The sequence below is a fragment of the Oleiphilus sp. HI0128 genome (assembly GCF_001635365.1).
On the sequence record NZ_LWGG01000987.1, the window covers coordinates 40,521 to 58,611 of the forward strand.

Here is an 18,091-nt window from a genome sequence, read left to right on the forward strand (position 1 = left end):
CCTGGGGGCCTAATAGAAACGAATCAGAAAGAAGTAGCCTTCAAGAAAAATAAGTGCAGCACACCAAAGAATTAGACTGCGTTTAATCAGCTTGAGCGCTTCTTGAATGCTTTGCGCACAAGCCGCTTGACCATGTTTAGGGCCAAGCGTAGATCGCTGTTCAAGTGTTTCGTCATAGCAGGCGCTACCGCCTAGTTTTAATTCAAGTGCACCAGCTCCAGCAGCCATGACTGGGCCTGCATTGGGGCTCTTCCATAATTTACCTTGTGTTTTCCAGCATTGAAAAGCGCTGCGTGTTTGCCCGCATAGCGCATAACTAAGTGCAGTCAGTCGAGCCGGAAGGTAGTTCATTACATCATCAAGGCGAGCAGCAGCCCACCCGAAGTCCTTGTAGCGAGTGTTCTTATAGCCCCACATAGCATCGAGAGTATTCACCAGGCGGAAAAGAACAACGCCCGGTATGCCGCCAACAATAAACCAGAAAATAGTGCTAAAGATTGCGTCAGCACCATTTTCGAGTACAGACTCTGTACTGGCGCTTGCGACGTCTTCGGGCGTTAAATGCTTGGTGTCACGACTAACAATTCGAGCGACTTTCTTCCGAGCTTCACCTAGATGCCTTTTGGTTAAAGGTTCAATAATCGCTTCAGCATGTTCTTTGAGGCTTTGCCAACCTAGCGCTGTATATAAGACGAACGAGGCAAAGGCGACGTGAGCGATCGGTTCGCTGAGTGTAAGTAACTCCAAATAGAAAGCGAGTAGAACGGTAGGCACTAATAGGAATGTCAGTGCAATGATGCCTTTAAGCCGTTTGCCGGACCCGCTATTTAACTTGTGCTCAAGGTCGGTGGCGAGATTGCCAAAGCCAACGAGAGGATGAAAGTGCTTGGCTTCGCCAAAGACCTTATCGAGGAACAAGGCCAATAAGAGGCAAATTGAAAAGTACATGTGTTATTTCCTTGTTATATTTATTGGCAGGCAACGAGAACTAGCAGGGTGATGCATTCGAGTATCTCGATCATGGCGCCGGCTGTATCACCTGTGCACCCTTTAAGCCGCTTCATCATGCGAGAGCGCAAGTAGTAGAAACTTAAGCAGCTTACGAATAGCAGGGGGATGATGACTGCCCAGCCTAGAAAGTAGCAGGAAGCGAGCATGAGGATGATAGAACCAAGCCAAACTTGGTGATCTTGCTTGTGCTCGGCAATTGCACTTCCTAAACCGCTTTTTCGTGCATAGGGTGTGGTAACAAATAGCAGGCTGGCGCTGATGCGAGCAAATACCAGGGGCCAGATAAGCAGCCAAATATCCTGATTGATGATTAGCTCAATAGTTAAGAGCTTCAAAAGCATTAATAAAACAGTCGCTGCAATAGCAATTGGGCCAGATGTTGGATCTTTCAGAAGTCGCAGAGTTCTTTCTTTTGAGCCAAGCCCACCCATCCAGGCATCAGCACTGTCGGCAAAACCGTCGAGATGTAGAGCGCCGGTAAGCACTACCCATAGCGTTAAGATTAGAGCCGCACTTAGAAGTGTTGGAAAAACAAAGCTCAAAAGTAATGATGCTGAGCACAAGATTATACCCAGCAATAGACCAACAAGTGGATACCAGCTGAGTGATGCGCCTATCTCTTTCTCAGTCGGAGCAGATTGCTGGCCAACAGGGATTGCACTCAAGAATTGAAGGGCAATGATCGCCGCTTTAATTTGATTAGCAGCGGGTGTTTCTCGTTGGCTCACAAAAAATGCTCCGTGTGTAGCAGGCGATTATGGCAGCTCAAATTACTGACTGACGCCAGCCTGATCAAAGGTTGCCATTTGGGCATGAAGCAGACAGGCAGACTGTAAGAGGGGCGCAGCGACGGCGGCACCACTAGCTTCGCCCAGCCGCATACCTAGACTCAGCAAGGGTTCGGCTTCAAGTGTTTGCAATAGGTGTTTATGACCGGCTTCTTCTGAACAGTGAGAGAAAAACAACCAGGGACGAATAGAGGGGTTAATTCGCGTTGCTACTAAGGCTGCTGCCGAGCTGATAAAACCGTCTACCAAAACGCTAATACCCAGTTGAGCGCAGCGAATATAGGCGCCAACCAGTCCGGCAATTTCAAAGCCGCCAAGCTTGGCCAATAGTTCGCTTGCTGTCGTATCACTGGTTTTGTGAAGGTCTAAGCCTTGTTGTACAGCCTTGAGCTTTCGCTGGATACCTTCGTCATCAATACCCGTTCCTCTTCCGATGAGCTGCTCCACAGGTAAGTCAGTCAAGCCTGCTGTTAAAGCGGAAGCGCTGGTGGTATTACCTATGCCCATCTCACCACCAATAAACAGCTCGATACCCAACTCTTTTGCTTGTGATGCTGATTGAGCCCCGGCTTCTAGTGCTTGGCTTAGTTGTTCCTCGCTCATCGCGCTTTGCTGGCAGAAGTTCGCGGTGCCGGCAGTAATACGCTGGTCAGTCACGCTATCTAAGGGAGCGAGTTCATTGACTGTGCCTAGGTTAATTACGCCGAAATCAGCATTCAATTGGCGAGCTAATACGGTAATCGCGGCACCGCCAGCGGCAAAGTTTTTTACCATCTCACCTGTCACGATTTGAGGGAAGGCCGAAACACCTTCATCAACAACACCGTGGTCTGCAGCAAAAATACGGATCATGATCTTGTCTATAGTGGGTACTTCCTTGCCTTGTAAGCCAGCAAATTTGATTGCTAGCGATTCCAGCTGGCCTAATGAACCGGGTGGCTTGGTTAGTTGCCCCTGACGAGTACTTGCCGCTGTTTGGGCTTCCAGATTAATTGCTTGAGCAGCGTCATTAAGCCATTGCATAGGAGGTATCCTGATATAAAATTAAGTGTCTATTGTCTTAGTTGCTGTTTCTTGGTGATTAGCCCCGGCTAACAACAATATTCGGGAAGGCTCGTTTTGGGTCGAGTGCTTTCTGCGAAATTGCTGCCGAAACCTTGCGCGCTATATCCCTATATAAGTGAGACACTTCGCTATCAGGCTCTGCCACAACGGTTGGTTGGCCTGCATCGGTTTGTTCACGAATGGTTTTGTGTAAGGGCATCTCCCCAAGTACTTCGGTCTGATAAGTCTGTGCGATACGTGCACCGCCACCTTCACCAAACAAGGGTTCATGGTGGCCGCATTCACTACAAATGTGAGTGCTCATGTTCTCGATTACGCCGAGTACATCAATGTCTACTTTGCGGAACATCTCGATGCCTTTTTTGCAGTCAAGCAAGGCAATATCTTGAGGTGTGGTGACAATAACGGAGCCGGTTACAGGGATTTTCTGCGCCAAGGTGAGTTGGATGTCACCCGTGCCTGGTGGCATATCGATAATCAGGTAGTCCAGGTTGTTCCATAGGCTTTGCGTGGCTAGTTGCATCAAAGCACCGCTAACTTTGGGGCCGCGCCAAACCATGGGGGTGTTATTATCTACAAGAAAGGCCATCGACATTGCCTGTATGCCATGAGCCTCGATAGGCACAAAGAACTTTTCTTCTTCAGTTTCAGGGCGTTGGCCTTCTGGAATGCCCAGCATCATACCTACGCTTGGGCCGTAAATATCAGCATCAAGAATACCAACAGTTGCGCCCTCTTGAGCGAGTGCCAGTGCCAGGTTAACTGAACTGGTGCTTTTACCAACACCACCTTTGCCAGACGCTACCACAATGACGTTTTTGACGCGTTCGAAAGCAGGAACCTGGCCTTGCGCTTTATGCGCCTTTATTTTGAAAGAGACAGATATATCGACACTTTCGACGCCATCAACAAACTCCAGGTTGCTCGTAAGTATCTGCTGCATTGCGCCTAAAGTACCTTTGCAGGCGTAAGGCATTTCAATATCGAGCTTTACTTGCTTATTGTCGTAAGTAAGGGACTTGATGGCCTCCAAGGAAAACAAATCTTTGTTTAGATAAGGGTCATTAAAGCCTTTAATCGCATCTTCTAGCTCGCGCTGATTAACTGATGACATGTTGCTACCATTGCTAAGGTTCTTGAAAGAAAGGCGCATTATAAAGAATAAATAGCACGAAAGGGCAGGGCTAATTTCTGTCTCTTGAGGATATAATCTTAAGCGTCCTGGTTTGGAAACAAACTTTACCACGATATCAGGATGAAAAATGTCCAATAGATAGGTATGATAGCGCGGTTTTTACTCCCGAATTGTTTTGATTGTCCAGTGAGTTCTTATTTCCAACTTACGTGGGCAATTGTTTATCTACAAGAGAAGAGAATTCAGTGCGAAAAATTCTGGTAACCAGTGCCCTTCCTTACGCTAACGGCCCGATTCACCTGGGTCATTTGTTGGAATATATTCAGACCGATATCTGGACTCGTTTCCAGAAATCACGTGGTGAGCAATGTACCTATGTTTGTGCAGATGATGCACACGGTACAGCCATTATGCTGCGTGCCGAGAAGGAAGGCATCACGCCAGAGCAGCTGATAGATAAAACAAAAGCGGAGCATCAGCAGGACTTTGCTGATTTCCAGATTCATTTTGATAACTATCACTCCACCCACTCCGAAGAAAATAAAGCTCTTTCTTCTTCTATCTACGAGGCGTGTGCCGCTAACGGCAAGATTGCCACGCGTAGCATTACCCAGGCTTTTGACCCTGAGAAGAATCTATTTCTCGCTGATCGCTACGTAAAAGGTACTTGCCCTAAATGTAAGGCAGAAGATCAGTACGGTGATAACTGCGAAGTCTGTGCAGCGACCTATATGCCGATGGAGCTGATTGACCCTAAGTCAGTAATCTCCGGTGCGACACCGATTGAAAAAGAATCTGAACACTTCTTTTTCAAATTACCTGATTTTTCGGACTTCCTTAAAGAGTGGACGCGTAGTGGTGCCTTACAGCCACAAATTGCTAACAAGCTAGCGGAGTGGTTGGATTCAGGTCTGCAAGAATGGGATATCAGCCGCGATGCGCCTTACTTCGGTTTCGAGATTCCAAATCAGCCAGGTAAATTCTTCTACGTATGGCTGGATGCGCCGATCGGTTATATGGCGAGTTTCAAAAATTTGTGTGATAAGACAGAGGGTTTGGACTTCGACGAATATTGGAAGGCAGGTTCAGATACCGAGCTTTATCATTTTATCGGTAAAGATATCGTTAATTTCCATGCTTTATTTTGGCCAGCAATGCTGAGCTGCGCGGGTTATCGTACACCGAATGCGGTGCATGCTCATGGCTTCGTTACCGTAAATGGTAAGAAGATGTCCAAGTCACGAGGCACATTTATTAAAGCGCGTACTTATTTAGAGCACCTAAACCCTGAATACCTGCGTTATTACTTTGCGGCCAAATTGACTAATGCGGTCGATGATCTGGACTTGAATCTGGAAGATTTTGCGCAACGTGTTAATTCTGACTTGGTCGGTAAGGTTGTGAATATTGCCAGCCGTTGTGCCGGTTTTATTACTAAGCGTTTTGATGGCAAGTTAGCAGCGAGTTGTGAAGAAACCGAGCTGCTTCAGAAGTTTATCTATGCAGGTGACGAGATTGCAGCTTTCTACGAAGGTCGAGAGTTTGGTAAGGCGATTCGTAAGATTATGGAGCTTGCTGACCTGGCAAATCAGTATATCGATGAAAAGGCACCTTGGGTGATTGCCAAGGAAGAAGGCAAAGAAGCTGAGCTACAGCAAATTTGCTCCAATGGTATCAATATGTTCCGCCAGCTGATGACCTATTTAGCGCCAGTGCTACCGGGTATGACTGAAAAGGCGCAAGGCTTCTTAAACATTGAATTGAACTGGGATGCGCGTACCGAGCTATTGTTAGATCATCAAATCAACAAGTTTAAGCCGATGATGACGCGTGTCGAAATGGATAAGGTCAATAAGATGGTTGAAGCTTCTAAAGAAGCTGCGGCGGCAGAAATGCAGCTAGGAAAGAAAGAAGAGAAGCCAGTTGAAGAAAGTGATTTGCCTGGTGGTGAGGCAATTGCGCCAGAAATTGAGTTTGATGATTTTGCCAAAGTGGATTTACGCGTTGCATTGATTAAGAACGCAGAGCATGTTGAAGGGGCTAAAAAGCTACTGAAACTTACTTTGGATTTGGGAACAGAGCAAAAGCAAGTATTCTCTGGTATCAAGTCGGCTTATCAGCCAGAAGATTTGATTGGCAAGCTAACGGTTATGGTAGCGAACCTTAAACCTCGTAAGATGAAGTTTGGTATGTCGGAAGGCATGGTATTGGCTGCAGGCCCTGGTGGCAAAGATATCTGGTTGCTTGAGCCTCATTCCGGTGCACAGCCAGGCATGAGAATCATGTAGTTGGGTTTGTGGCACTAAAAAGGATAATAACGGGTCTCAATTTTAGAGAGAAATGAATGACTGAATATTTGCTAATTCTTGTCAGTACGATTCTGGTGAATAACTTTGTACTGGTTCAGTTTCTGGGGTTATGCCCGTTTATGGGGGTATCCAACAAGCTGGAAACAGCGATGGGGATGTCCTTGGCGACAACCTTCGTCCTGACTCTGTCTTCAGTATGCAGTTATTTGGCCTTTACCTACTTATTACAGCCGCTAGGTTTGGAGTACTTGCAGACCATTACCTTTATTTTGGTGATTGCTGTGGTCGTGCAGTTTACCGAGATGGTTGTTCGTAAAACCAGCCCCTTACTCTATCGAGTACTTGGGATCTTTCTGCCGCTGATTACCACTAACTGTGCAGTATTGGGTGTGGCGCTGTTAAACATTAAAAAGCAGAACGGCTTTGTTGAGTCGATTATGTATGGCTTTGGTGCCGCGCTTGGTTTTTCCTTAGTGCTCATCCTATTTTCAGCAATGCGAGAACGTATTGCTGTGGCTGATGTGCCAACGCCTTTTAAAGGTTCAGCTATTGGTATGATCACGGCGGGGCTGATGTCTCTCGCTTTTATGGGCTTTACTGGTTTGGTGAATATCTAGATGAGTATTGTTATTACCGCCATTGTCGCGCTATTAGCGCTAGCTGTTGTTTTTGGCGCATTACTGGGTTTTGCTTCCGTCAGGTTTAAAGTTGATGGCAACCCAATCGTTGATCAGATCGACGGTTTATTACCTCAGACTCAATGTGGCCAATGTGGTCACCCAGGTTGCCGACCTTATGCTGAGGGTATTGCTGCGGGCGAAGATATCAACAAATGTCCTCCCGGTGGCGAAGCGACTATTCAGGCCCTGGCCGATTTATTAGACGTTGAACCGATGGCCTTGGATGCTGAGCACGGTGAAGAAAAAGCCAAGCAGGTCGCAGTAATTCGTGAAGATGAGTGCATAGGCTGCACTAAGTGTATCCAGGCGTGTCCTATCGATGCGATTTTAGGGGCGGCTAAGCACATGCATACAGTTATTGAATCTGAATGTACTGGGTGTGATTTGTGTGTAGAGCCTTGCCCGGTAGATTGTATCGATATGGTGCCAGTAGATAAGGGGCTATCAGCATGGCATTGGGACTTACCCAAGCCTGTACATATTATTGCTACGGATAAGTCTCAGCCTGTGGAGGTGCAGTCTGTATGAGTGCCATGACACAGAACAATACACAGATCATTGCCACGAGTGGACGTTCCTTATCAGACTTTCATGGTGGTATTCACCCGGCGGAAATGAAGTCGCTATCGAGCGAGACAGCGATTACTGAGGCGGGCATTCCGCCACTACTTGTTTTACCTTTACAGCAACATATTGGTCAAGCCTCCAAGGTCTTGGTTGAAGTGGGTCAACAAGTAAAAAAAGGCCAGTTATTGGCTGAAGCAGACGGTTATATCAGTGTCGGCTTGCATGCACCCAGCTCAGGTGTGGTAGAAAGTATTGCTGAGCAAGTTGTGGCGCACCCTTCTGGTAATTCAGATTTATGTATTACCTTGAAGACAGACGGCCAGGACCAGTGGTGTGAATTGGATGCGAGTGAGGATTACTTATCTCTGGATGCTGACACAATAAGAGCGAAAGTTCGTGCTGCAGGGATTGCCGGAATGGGCGGAGCTGGTTTCCCAAGTGATGTGAAGCTTAACCCTCCAAAAGGTGCAGACATTTCTACGCTTATTCTGAATGCGGCAGAGTGTGAACCCTACATTACCTCAGACGACAGATTGATGCGTGAGCGGGCTGATCAACTTGTTGAAGGGCTTCGATTGCTGATCAAAGTGCTTCAGCCGAAAGAGTGTTTGATTGGTATTGAGGATAATAAACCTGAAGCGATTCGTTCTCTTCAGCAAGCTTTGGCGAGTATTGAAACCGGCAACTGCACCATTGAAGTTTGTGTTGTGCCAACCAAGTACCCCTCCGGTGGTGAAAAACAGCTGATAAAAATCCTTACCGGGAAGGAAGTGCCGAGTGCTAAGATTCCTGCGGATATTGGTGTGGTTTGTCACAACGTAGGTACAGTCGTTGCAATGTATCGTGCCGTGCGCTTTGGTGAGCCGCTTATTTCACGGATTACGACCTTAACCGGGCAGCAAATAGGCAAACGTGGCAATGTCGAAGTGCTTCTGGGGACGCCGATTAGTTGGCTATTGAGTCAGTATGATTACAAGCCGGCCAAATACGAACGCCTGATAATGGGTGGTCCGATGATGGGCTTCAATCTAGTAGATACTGATGTGCCCGTCGTGAAAACCACTAACTGTATTCTGGCTCCTGATCTAAAAGAAATGCCTTTGCCTGAGCCGGCTCAAGCCTGTATTCGTTGTGGCTTGTGTGCTGAAGCCTGCCCTGCAGAGCTTTTGCCTCAGCAGCTGTATTGGTTTGCGCGCGGGCAGGAATATGAAAAGGCAGAGCATCACAATTTGTTCGATTGTATTGAGTGTGGTGCTTGTTCCTTTGTTTGCCCAAGTTCGATTCCTCTTGTTCAGTATTATCGTCATGCTAAAGGTGAAATTAAGCAGCAGCGCGCTGATCAGTTGAAGTCGGATCAGGCGCGCGAGCGTTTTGAAGCACGTCAAGAGCGTCTCGATCGTGAAGCGGCTGAAAAAGCGGCGAAGCGTAAAGCCAGAGCCGAAGCCGCTGCGAAAGCGCAAGCAGAGAAAAAGGCTCAGGCTGCTGCGGCCCCAGAGAAAGCGCCAGAGATAGATGCCAAGAAAGCGGCGGTTGCGGAAGCTTTGGCTAGAGCGGAAGCAAAGAAAGCTAAGGAAGTTGCAGAAGCAATAGAGCAAAGCCCGGAAGAGTTAAAAACTGCCTGGGATAAGGCGCAATCGAAACTGGATAAGATGCTCGATGCACTTGAATCGGCAAAAGAAAATAATCCTGAGCAAGTAGAGAAATTAACCCGAGCTGTAGAAAAGAACCAAATGCGAGTTAACCAGGCTAAGCAAGCCTGGGAAAAAGCAAACTCAGAACCTGCGATGCAAAGTGAAGAAGCGGGTGAGGCTAAGGGCATAGATCAAGCTGCTGTAGATGAGTTGCAGCTAGCATTTGAGAAAGCCGAATCTAAGTTGGCAAAAATGCAAGATGCACTTGCAAATGCTCAGCCCGAGCAGGTAGAGAAACTAACCCGTGCTGTCGACAAGAACAAAGTGCGTGTTGAGCAAGCCAAACAGGCATTCGAGGAGGCACAACAGGCATTAGCTTCGACTCAGTCAGGCTCACAAGAAAGTGAAAAGGAAGAACTGCCTGATCTGGATGCTTTGAGTCTAGCTGTGGAAAAGGCGGAATCAAAGCTAATGAAGATGGAAGACGCTTTAGCAAATGCTCAACCAGAGCAAGTCGAGAAATTAACCCGTGCCGTTGATAAAAACAAGCAGCGGGTAAAAGTCGCTCAAGATGAACTGAATAGTGCGCGCGCTAAAGTAGGCGATGTGCAGAAATCACAAGAGAATGGTAACTAAGATGGCATTGTTGACGCTCACTTCACCGCATGCGAAAGGTTCTAATCGAACTGCAAACATGATGCGCTGGGTCATCGGCTTGACTATTCCCGGCCTGATTGCACAGACGATTTTTTTCGGCTGGGGCAACTTGCACAATGTTCTTTGGTGCAGCGTGGTGGCGATTGTTTGCGAAATCTTGATTCTGAAGATTCGTAAGCGCCCTGTTATGTTTTACCTTAACGACTACAGTGCGCTTGTAACAGCAGTGTTGCTGGGGATTGCTCTGCCTCCTTTTGCGCCTTGGTGGGTATCTTTGGTAGCGACAGCATTTGCTATTGTTTTTGCCAAGCACTTATACGGAGGAATGGGGTATAACCCCTTTAACCCGGCAATGGTGGGTTATGCTTTGGTGCTGGTATCTTTTCCTGTAGCGATGACGACCAATTGGGCAACACCGCAGACTTTATTGGACTCTCCAGCAACGCTGGGAGCAACGCTTGATGCAATATGGGGTGGTACCATAGCAGATGGTTATAGTGGGGCGACGCCTTTGGATGTCTATAAGCATGAAATTGCACACTCTACTGCGGATGTCGTTCTGCAAAATCCGGTATTTGGTGCCGGATTTTCCTTGGGTTGGGAATGGGTAAATCTGATGTTCCTGGCAGGTGGCCTGGTGTTACTTGTGAAAAAGATCATACCTTGGCAGACGCCTTTGGGAGTAATCCTTGGCTTGGCCTTGCCAGCGCTTGTCTTGGGCTATGATGCAGACCAGTTCGCACCGCTTAGCCTGCATATGCTGTCTGGTGCGACCATGCTGGGAGCTTTCTTTATAGCAACGGATCCCGTTACCTCATGTACCACGACTCGTGGCCGTTTGATTTTTGGTATTGGTATCGGTTTACTGACCTATATTATTCGCGTTTATGGTGCATACCCTGATGCCTTTGCTTTCGCTGTGCTATTGATGAATTTTGCAGCACCCCTGATTGATGTTTATACGCAGCCAAGAACTTATGGCTATGAGTCGGCAAAACGCGGCGCCAAGCAGAAAGAGGAGGCTTAAGAGATGACTGATAAGCTTAATCCAACTGACGAACGAGAAGAGCTGGGCGAACCGCTTTCTGAAACGATAGACACCCTGGGCTTGTCGATACTTCGGTCTGCGTGGGGGCTGGGTTTGTTCGCAATTATTACTGCCGGTTTAATTGCCTTTACCCAACAGGGGACGAAAGAGAAAATTGCAGAGCAGGTGAAGCAAGCAAGGTCAAAGGCCTTATTGCAGATTGTGCCACTTTCTGAGTTCGATAATGAATTACTCGATGATGCCTTTACACTAGCTCCATCTGAAGCCTTGGGGACTATTGAACCAGTAGAGGCATTCATCGCTTTAAAAGATCAGCTTCCTACCCACCTAATATTGCCTGTTGTGGCGCCTGATGGATATACAGGCCCTATACGTTTGATTATGAGTATTGATATGTCGGGGGAGCTTAAGGGTGTGAGAGTGATAGAGCATAAAGAGACGCCGGGCTTAGGTGATAAAATCGACTTGAAGAAGTCTGATTGGGTTTTATCCTTCAACGGCAAGTCTTTGGCGAACTTGACTGAAACTCAGTGGCAAGTGAAGAAAGATGGTGGAGACTTTGATCAGTTAACAGGTGCAACCATTACACCTCGTGCGATAGTCAGTGCGGTGCATAAAGCGCTGATCTACTTTAGTGAGAACAAAGATCGGATTCTGGATCAGGCAATGAGTTCTAAGTCGGGAACTGATACTGCAGCAGGTGAGGCACAATAATGGCAGCAGCAGAAAATAGCGCAGATTTAATACCGGAACAAAGCGAAGGTGCGAAGCAAAGCTTTGTTAGCAGTGGCGAGTTCAACAAACTAGTTAAGAATGGCTTGTGGGACAATAACCCAGCCTTGGTTCAGCTACTGGGTTTGTGCCCTTTATTGGCTGTAACCGGCACAGTAGTTAATGCTTTAGGTTTGGGGTTGGCGACAACCTTGGTTTTGCTTGGGTCTAATGTATCGGTCTCGTTGATTCGAAACTATGTGAGAGATTCAGTCAGACTACCTGCTTTTGTGATGATTATTGCTTCGCTAGTGACTTGTGCTGAGTTATTGATGCAAGCCTTCACTTATGAATTGTATGAAATTCTTGGAATCTTTATCCCATTAATCGTGACTAACTGCGCAATCTTAGGTCGAGCCGATGCATATGCATGTAAGAACCCTGTATTGCCAGCCGCAACAGATGGTTTGATGATGGGAGTAGGCTTTACCGTGGTATTGGTATTGCTGGGCGCCATGCGTGAACTCATTGGTCAAGGAACCCTGTTTACCGGAATGAACCTGATCTTTGGTGATATGGCTCTGGCTTGGGAAATTCAGGTTTTCGAAGATTACCCTAACTTCCTGTTTGCTATTTTGCCTCCGGGAGCGTTTGTTGGAATGGGTTTAATCATTGCGCTGAAGAATATCATTGATCAACGTGCAGCGGCAGCAAAAGCGAAAACTGAAACAAAGAAAGAAAAGGGCAGTAAGCGGGTTCGTGTAACCGGCAAGATTGCTTAGCCTATAACGGGGAAGGTGCTTAGATAGTGCAGTTGACACGACACAGCATTTCAGCTGTATCGTGCGTACTCTATCAACTTAAGCGGTAAATCGCTTCAGGCCTTTCATTAGACCGTCAGTAATATTCGAAAACTCATCTTTTGCTTTCTTAACGACAAGCTCAGAAATTGCTGCAGTTTCTTGATGTTTGCTTTCTTCTTCAGCGCTTACTTGATAAGCAGGAAGACATTCTTGCATTGCTTTGGCAGCCTCAGAACGGGGCTTTAGTCCATACCATTCACAGATCTTCTCTACAGATAAACGGAAAGCTTGTTCCTCGCCGTGGACGGCTATGGAGATAGTGGTGCGTTTTATTTCATCTTCCCAAGGTACGTTAATACGCAGCTCAAAAACATCAGCCGGCGCACGCCCTTTTCGTTTAACGACAATGCGGCGTAAACCTCGGATCGTGCCTTTTTCGCGAATATGATATTCGGTAGAGAGTGCTTGCTGCAAACCGTAAGCTTTCTGGGCTTTGGCAAAGCGAGCGTCGATTTCCTGGGCTTTGGAATACGCAGCTTTGCGACTGCGTTTGATACGGACATACTCTTGGTGTTCTTTACCTCCCCATGCTCGAAAGACTCGGAAGTAAGATAATTCGCCGTACTGGTGATCATAAATTGCCATATACTGCCCCCTCCTTGTAGGGCTCGTCCTTTGTGAACGTATCTATTCGCTTCAACATCAATATTTTGCTGAATAGATCACATTTCGTTAGAGTTCGCACTCCGATAAAATCACAAGCACAATATATAACATTAATATGAAATTAGGGAGACACTTGTCATGAAATACAGCATTTATTTATCTGGTGAAATTCATAGTGATTGGCGTGAGCGGATTGTTGCGGGTTTAGCATCAAACGGCTTGGATGTAGACGTTTATTCTCCAGTTACCAATCATGAAGCCAGTGATGAGGTTGGTGTTCGTATTCTTGGAGAGGAAGATAACAACTTTTGGAAAGACCACAAAGCAGCAAAAATTAACGCCTTACGTACGATGACCCTGATTGAAAAATCTGACATTGTTGTGGTGCGTTTTGGTGAAAAATACAAGCAGTGGAATGCAGCATTCGACGCCGGTATTGCGATTGGTCAGGGTAAGCCGATTATTGTGATGCATGCGCCAGAACTGACGCATCCTTTGAAAGAAATTGACGGTGCAGCGATGGCGGTGACCGAAACGCCGGAACAAGTAGTTGAAATTTTGAAGTATATCAACCAATAGTCGGGCTAATCTCGCTACAAGGCGGCGTGTTTTACGTTATAATGCCGCTCTTTTGTTTCTCACTCTATAAGAATCTGGTGGTACGATCGTGTCTAACGAGACCCAAGCAAACGAAGTCGGTGCAGGTGCGCCTGACGTTAAAACTTTTCAGGGGCTGATTCTGGCCCTGCAAAACTTCTGGGCGAGTAAGGGCTGTGTAGTCCTGCAGCCGCTTGATATGGAAGTTGGAGCAGGTACTTTTCACCCGGCTACTTTCTTGCGCTCAATAGGGCCCGAGACCTGGAATGCCGCCTATGTTCAGCCAAGTCGACGACCTACAGATGGTCGCTATGGCGAGAACCCGAACCGTTTGCAGCATTACTATCAATTCCAGGTGGTGATGAAGCCTTCACCCCTGAATATTCAGGAACTCTATCTTGAATCATTAGCGGCGATGGGTATTGATACCACTGTCCACGATATTCGATTTGTAGAGGATAACTGGGAATCTCCTACACTAGGCGCCTGGGGTTTGGGTTGGGAAGTCTGGTTGAATGGTATGGAGGTAACTCAGTTCACCTACTTCCAACAGGTTGGCGGGCTCGAATGTTACCCGGTAACCGGTGAAATTACCTACGGTTTGGAACGTATCGCGATGTACCTTCAGGGTGTGGATAGCGTTTATGACTTAATCTGGGCGCATGGGCCAGATGGTGATGTGACCTATGGCGATGTTTTCCACCAGAACGAAGTGGAAATGTCGACTTACAACTTTGAGCACGCCAATACTGATGCGCTTTTTGCACAGTTTGATACCTGTGAAGCTGAAAGTCAGAAGATGATTGACCAGGGTTTGCCATTACCAGCGTATGAGTTGGTGCTTAAGGCTTCCCACACATTTAACATGCTGGATGCCCGCCATGCGATCTCGGTCACTGAACGTCAGCGCTATATACTGCGTGTTCGAGGCTTGGCACGATCCGTTGCCCAGGCATATTTTGATAGTCGTAAAGAATTAGGCTTCCCTCTGGCTCCTGAAGGGATTCGTGAAGAAGTCCTTGCCAGCTTAGAAAACGCTGGTTCAAAGTCGGACAAAGGAGGCAAGAAATAATGTCTACGCAAGATTTTCTCGTTGAAATCGGGACTGAAGAACTTCCACCGAAAGCACTGAAGAAGCTCTCGGACTCCTTTACCAGTGGTATCGAAGCAGGCTTAAAAGATGCGGCTTTGAACTATGCTGAGGTAAAGGCTTTCGCTAGCCCCAGACGTTTAGCTGTTCGAGTTAAAGGTTTGGACGTGCAGCAAGCTGATAAGTCAGTTGAAAAGAAAGGCCCGTCAAAGAAAGCCGCTTATGATGCTGAAGGGAATCCTTCTCGCGCCTTGACTGGTTTTACCGGCTCGTTAGGTATTAAGCCTGAAGACCTAGAAGAAATGGAAACGCCGAAAGGAACATGGTTAGTTTACCGCTCGCTAGAGAAAGGTCAGGAAACCAAATCTTTGTTGAATGACATTGTTGCCCAGTCATTGAACAAGTTGCCTATTCCTAAGCGTATGCGTTGGGGAGCTCAAAAGGTTGAGTTCGTTCGACCGCTGCAGTGGGTATTGATGATTTTCGGTGATGAGGTTGTAGAAGGCAGTATTCTGGATATTCCAGCTGGTCGAAAGACTCGCGGTCACCGCTTCCATAGTCAGGGTGAGATTGAAATTACTAAAGCAGATGACTACGAAGTTCTATTGTTAGAGCTAGGCAAAGTGATTGCAGATTATGATCAGCGTAAGGAAAAGGTTCGTCAGGGTGTGACGGCTGCTGCTGAAGGTATTGGTGGTGTGGCTGTGATTGATGAAGACTTGTTGGACGAAGTCGCGTCTCTAAATGAGTGGCCCGTACCTTTAGTCGGCCGCTTCGACGAGCGCTTTTTGGAGGTGCCGACAGAAGCACTGATTTCTTCGATGAAAGAGCATCAGAAGTATTTCCATGCTTTGGATAAGAATGGCGAGATGCTACCAAACTTCATCACGCTAGCGAATATCGAAAGTAAGGACCCTCAGCAGGTAATTCAGGGTAACGAGCGTGTTATTCGTCCTCGCCTGGCAGACGCGGCCTTCTTCTTTGAAACGGATAAGAAGTCCACTTTGGCCTCGCGTCGTGAGCAGTTAAAGAAAATTGTCTTCCAGAGTAAATTGGGAACGGTTTACGATAAAACTGAACGTGTATCAAAGCTAGCTGCGAAGATTGGCGCAGCAATTGGTGGCAATGCGTCCGATGCAGAGCGTGCAGGAGAGCTAGCTAAATCTGACCTGGTGACAGAAATGGTTCTAGAGTTCTCTGATTTACAGGGAACCATGGGTTATCATTATGCTGTGCACGATGGAGAATCTAAAGAAGTTGCTTTAGCGTTGAATGAGCAGTACATGCCTAAGTTTGCGGGCGACAGCTTGCCGACCACAAAAACGGGTTGTGCACTTTCTATTGCTGAGAAACTTGATTCACTGGTTGGTCTATTTGGTATCAATCAGCCTCCAACGGGTACTAAAGACCCATTTGCCTTGCGCCGTGCTTCTTTAGGTGTGCTTCGAATCATTGTTGAAGAGCAATTGGATCTTGATCTGGTTGACCTAATTAATTGGTCGCTAGAGCAATACGAAGGCTTGGAAAACAATAGTGTCCAAGAAGACTTATTGAACTACATGTTGGAACGTTTCCGTGCCTGGTATCAGGATGAAAATGTATCTGCTGAAGTCTTCTTAGCGGTTAACGCTCGTAGGCCTACACGTCCGGTCGACTTTGATCAGCGCATCAAAGCGGTTAGCAACTTTTTGGGCCTCGAAGCGGCTTCAGCCTTATCGGCAGCCAATAAGCGTGTTTCCAATATTCTGGCGAAGAATAAGGGCGAGTTGGCAGATCAGGTCGACCAGAGTAAGCTGATTGAGCAAGCTGAAAAGGATTTGGCAGCTCAGGTAGATAGCCTAGCAAAAACTGTAACGCCATTGTTTGACCAAGGTAACTACCAAGCTGCTTTGACTGAGCTATCAAGTCTTCAAAAAGTTGTTGACCAGTTCTTTGAAGATGTCATGGTTATGGCCGATGATGAAGCGTTGAAGAATAATCGCTTAGCCTTGTTGAGTCAGCTGCGCGAGCTATTCCTGCGAGTGGCAGATATTTCGCTGCTTTCTAAGTAGCACCTAAGCACTAAGTTAGGCTTTCCCTTCTTGCTAGCAAAGCACTGCTCATTCGAGTGGTGCTTTTTTGTTTCTGGTCTTAATCTCTTGCAGAGGTTTTTTCTTCGCGCTTGATTAAGCTTGTGCTAACCCTCTAGTGGGCCACAGAACAACTGAAAGAATATTGGCAGCTGACTAATTCAACAAACCTACTTCTTTGTAGTAGCGAACTGCTCCGGCATGTAAGGGGGCTGATAAGCCTTCTTTAACCATTTTGGTCTTATCGAGAGCATGGAATGCAGGGTGAAGTTTTTTAAACTCGAGGAAATTTTCAAATACTGACTTGGTTAACTGGTAGATAACCTCGTCGGGTGTATCTTTAGAGCTTACTAGTGTCGCACCTACGCCAAATGATTTTATTTCATTTGGGTTGCCTCGGTACATACCAGCCGGAATGGTGACTTCGTGATAATATGCGTTGTCAGTGACTAGCTGATTAACTTCGGAACCTTCAACATCAATAAGAATGCTATCGCAATCTGAGGTCGCAGCTTTAATCGAGGCGCTAGGATGCCCAGCCATAAAAATCATGGCATCAAACTGCTTGTCGCATAGTGCTTTTGATTGATCTGAGGAGCTGAGTTCAGATACTTGTGAAAAAAGGCTGCTTCCCCAGCCGAGTGCCTGCATGAGAATTTCCATAGTGGCACGATGACCAGAGCCTTTATTACCTATATTAATTCGTTTACCTTTCAGGTCATTTAAAGTTTGGATGCCCGAATCTTTTCGTGCGACGACAGTAAATGGCTCGGAGTAAATAGAAAATACTGAGCGTAACGCTGGGTCTCTGCCTTCTGAGGAAAATACTTCACTGCCTTGTACTGCGTGATATTGCCAGTCGGACTGAACAACTGCCATATCCAAGTCCAGTTCTCTGACTTTTCGTAAGTTGTACAATGATCCCTGGGTGCTTTCAACGCCACAGCGTATACCGTGCTCGGAACGTTGACGATTGATCATCCTGCATACTGCGCCGCCTGTTGGATAATACACTCCGGTGACACCACCGGTACCGACAATCATATAGTGCTTGTCACGAGCAAGGCTGAGCTCGGAACTGCCGAAAAGAAAGACGAAAATACAAAGCTTAGCCAGCTTCAATTTGCCGAACAAACTCAAAGTTTTTGACCTACGACCTAGCATACGTTTCCTTATTGAAGCTGCTTGTATCAGCACCTTACCCTTTTCATTGAAGAATAATCTTTTTGGAAAAGATTTTCTACACGATATTGTTGTGAAAGAG

The 18,091-nt window shown here is 46.8% G+C and carries 16 protein-coding genes; 10 read left to right on the forward strand and 6 right to left on the reverse strand.

The window, feature by feature from the left end; translation table 11 throughout:
* Positions 1-9 precede the first annotated feature (9 nt).
* Genes cbiB through apbC form a run of 4 tightly spaced genes read right to left on the reverse strand, consistent with a single transcriptional unit; the run spans position 10 to position 3,978 of the window.
* A complete protein-coding gene (cbiB, locus tag A3763_RS16530; protein WP_068552820.1) occupies positions 10-948 on the reverse strand; it encodes an adenosylcobinamide-phosphate synthase CbiB in 939 nt (312 codons plus the stop codon).
* 20 nt (positions 949-968) lie between these two features.
* Positions 969-1,739 (reverse strand): adenosylcobinamide-GDP ribazoletransferase, encoded by a 771-nt coding sequence (locus A3763_RS16535; RefSeq protein WP_197470230.1) that lies wholly within the window; start codon positions 1,737-1,739, stop codon positions 969-971.
* Between the two features lie 42 nt (positions 1,740-1,781).
* Positions 1,782-2,822 (reverse strand): nicotinate-nucleotide--dimethylbenzimidazole phosphoribosyltransferase, encoded by a 1,041-nt coding sequence (cobT, locus tag A3763_RS16540; RefSeq protein ID WP_068553739.1) that lies wholly within the window; start codon positions 2,820-2,822, stop codon positions 1,782-1,784.
* 58 nt (positions 2,823-2,880) lie between these two features.
* Positions 2,881-3,978, reverse strand: a complete 1,098-nt coding sequence (apbC, locus tag A3763_RS16545) for an iron-sulfur cluster carrier protein ApbC (protein ID WP_068509003.1) — start codon at positions 3,976-3,978, stop codon at positions 2,881-2,883.
* Positions 3,979-4,244: 266 nt separating this feature from the next.
* On the opposite strand from apbC, the gene metG reads away from it, so the two are divergent.
* The 7 genes from metG to A3763_RS16580 are packed head-to-tail and all read left to right on the forward strand — an operon-like array spanning position 4,245 to position 12,384.
* Positions 4,245-6,287 carry a methionine--tRNA ligase gene (gene metG, locus A3763_RS16550; protein ID WP_156490485.1) on the forward strand — a complete coding sequence of 681 codons (2,043 nt, stop codon included), beginning with the start codon at positions 4,245-4,247 and terminating at the stop codon, positions 6,285-6,287.
* A gap of 56 nt (positions 6,288-6,343) precedes the next feature.
* Positions 6,344-6,925, forward strand: coding sequence for an electron transport complex subunit RsxA (gene rsxA, locus A3763_RS16555; RefSeq protein ID WP_068512022.1), 582 nt, complete (start codon positions 6,344-6,346; stop codon positions 6,923-6,925).
* Positions 6,926-7,516 (forward strand): electron transport complex subunit RsxB, encoded by a 591-nt coding sequence (gene rsxB / locus A3763_RS16560; protein ID WP_068512026.1) that lies wholly within the window; start codon positions 6,926-6,928, stop codon positions 7,514-7,516. It abuts the gene before it with no gap.
* Entirely contained in the window at positions 7,513-9,822 is a 2,310-nt protein-coding gene (gene rsxC / locus A3763_RS16565) for an electron transport complex subunit RsxC (protein ID WP_231872230.1), read from the forward strand. The genes rsxB and rsxC overlap by 4 nt, the downstream gene beginning before the upstream one ends.
* Position 9,823: 1 nt before the next feature.
* The gene (rsxD, locus tag A3763_RS16570; RefSeq protein WP_068512028.1) at positions 9,824-10,870 is read left to right on the forward strand and encodes an electron transport complex subunit RsxD; all 1,047 of its coding nucleotides are present in this window, start codon (positions 9,824-9,826) and stop codon (positions 10,868-10,870) included.
* A 3-nt stretch (positions 10,871-10,873) separates the two neighbouring features.
* A complete protein-coding gene (gene rsxG, locus A3763_RS16575) occupies positions 10,874-11,605 on the forward strand; it encodes an electron transport complex subunit RsxG (protein WP_082865009.1) in 732 nt (243 codons plus the stop codon).
* Positions 11,605-12,384 carry an electron transport complex subunit E gene (locus A3763_RS16580; RefSeq protein ID WP_082865008.1) on the forward strand — a complete coding sequence of 260 codons (780 nt, stop codon included), beginning with the start codon at positions 11,605-11,607 and terminating at the stop codon, positions 12,382-12,384. Before rsxG ends, A3763_RS16580 begins: the two co-directional genes overlap by 1 nt.
* 78 nt (positions 12,385-12,462) lie before the next feature.
* On the opposite strand, the gene A3763_RS16585 is transcribed toward A3763_RS16580, so the two are convergent.
* Positions 12,463-13,050 carry a hypothetical protein gene (locus A3763_RS16585; protein ID WP_068634512.1) on the reverse strand — a complete coding sequence of 196 codons (588 nt, stop codon included), beginning with the start codon at positions 13,048-13,050 and terminating at the stop codon, positions 12,463-12,465.
* Between the two features lie 159 nt (positions 13,051-13,209).
* Between A3763_RS16585 and A3763_RS16590 the strand changes: the two genes are divergently transcribed.
* The 3 genes from A3763_RS16590 to glyS all read left to right on the forward strand — a co-directional run bounded on the left by A3763_RS16590 (position 13,210) and on the right by glyS (position 16,809).
* Positions 13,210-13,650 carry a YtoQ family protein gene (locus A3763_RS16590; protein WP_068634511.1) on the forward strand — a complete coding sequence of 147 codons (441 nt, stop codon included), beginning with the start codon at positions 13,210-13,212 and terminating at the stop codon, positions 13,648-13,650.
* 88 nt (positions 13,651-13,738) lie between these two features.
* On the forward strand, positions 13,739-14,740 hold the full coding sequence (gene glyQ / locus A3763_RS16595) for a glycine--tRNA ligase subunit alpha (protein ID WP_082865010.1): 1,002 nt from the start codon (positions 13,739-13,741) through the stop codon (positions 14,738-14,740).
* On the forward strand, positions 14,740-16,809 hold the full coding sequence (gene glyS, locus A3763_RS16600) for a glycine--tRNA ligase subunit beta (protein ID WP_068512038.1): 2,070 nt from the start codon (positions 14,740-14,742) through the stop codon (positions 16,807-16,809). Before glyQ ends, glyS begins: the two co-directional genes overlap by 1 nt.
* Positions 16,810-16,983: 174 nt before the next feature.
* Here glyS and A3763_RS16605 read toward each other — a convergent pair whose 3' ends face one another.
* A complete protein-coding gene (locus A3763_RS16605) occupies positions 16,984-17,991 on the reverse strand; it encodes a TAXI family TRAP transporter solute-binding subunit (RefSeq protein ID WP_068512041.1) in 1,008 nt (335 codons plus the stop codon).
* Positions 17,992-18,091: the final 100 nt, after the last annotated feature.

Coding starts and splice junctions, on each gene's coding strand:
- cbiB (WP_068552820.1), bottom strand. CDS start 948: ATGTACTTTTCAATTTGCCTCTTATTGGCCTTGTTCCTCGATAAGGTC.
- cobT (WP_068553739.1), bottom strand. CDS start 2,822: ATGCAATGGCTTAATGACGCTGCTCAAGCAATTAATCTGGAAGCCCAA.
- apbC (WP_068509003.1), bottom strand. CDS start 3,978: ATGTCATCAGTTAATCAGCGCGAGCTAGAAGATGCGATTAAAGGCTTT.
- rsxA (WP_068512022.1), top strand. CDS start 6,344: ATGACTGAATATTTGCTAATTCTTGTCAGTACGATTCTGGTGAATAAC.
- rsxB (WP_068512026.1), top strand. CDS start 6,926: ATGAGTATTGTTATTACCGCCATTGTCGCGCTATTAGCGCTAGCTGTT.
- rsxC (WP_231872230.1), top strand. CDS start 7,513: ATGAGTGCCATGACACAGAACAATACACAGATCATTGCCACGAGTGGA.
- rsxD (WP_068512028.1), top strand. CDS start 9,824: ATGGCATTGTTGACGCTCACTTCACCGCATGCGAAAGGTTCTAATCGA.
- rsxG (WP_082865009.1), top strand. CDS start 10,874: ATGACTGATAAGCTTAATCCAACTGACGAACGAGAAGAGCTGGGCGAA.
- A3763_RS16580 (WP_082865008.1), top strand. CDS start 11,605: ATGGCAGCAGCAGAAAATAGCGCAGATTTAATACCGGAACAAAGCGAA.
- A3763_RS16585 (WP_068634512.1), bottom strand. CDS start 13,050: ATGGCAATTTATGATCACCAGTACGGCGAATTATCTTACTTCCGAGTC.
- A3763_RS16590 (WP_068634511.1), top strand. CDS start 13,210: ATGAAATACAGCATTTATTTATCTGGTGAAATTCATAGTGATTGGCGT.
- glyS (WP_068512038.1), top strand. CDS start 14,740: ATGTCTACGCAAGATTTTCTCGTTGAAATCGGGACTGAAGAACTTCCA.
- A3763_RS16605 (WP_068512041.1), bottom strand. CDS start 17,991: ATGCTAGGTCGTAGGTCAAAAACTTTGAGTTTGTTCGGCAAATTGAAG.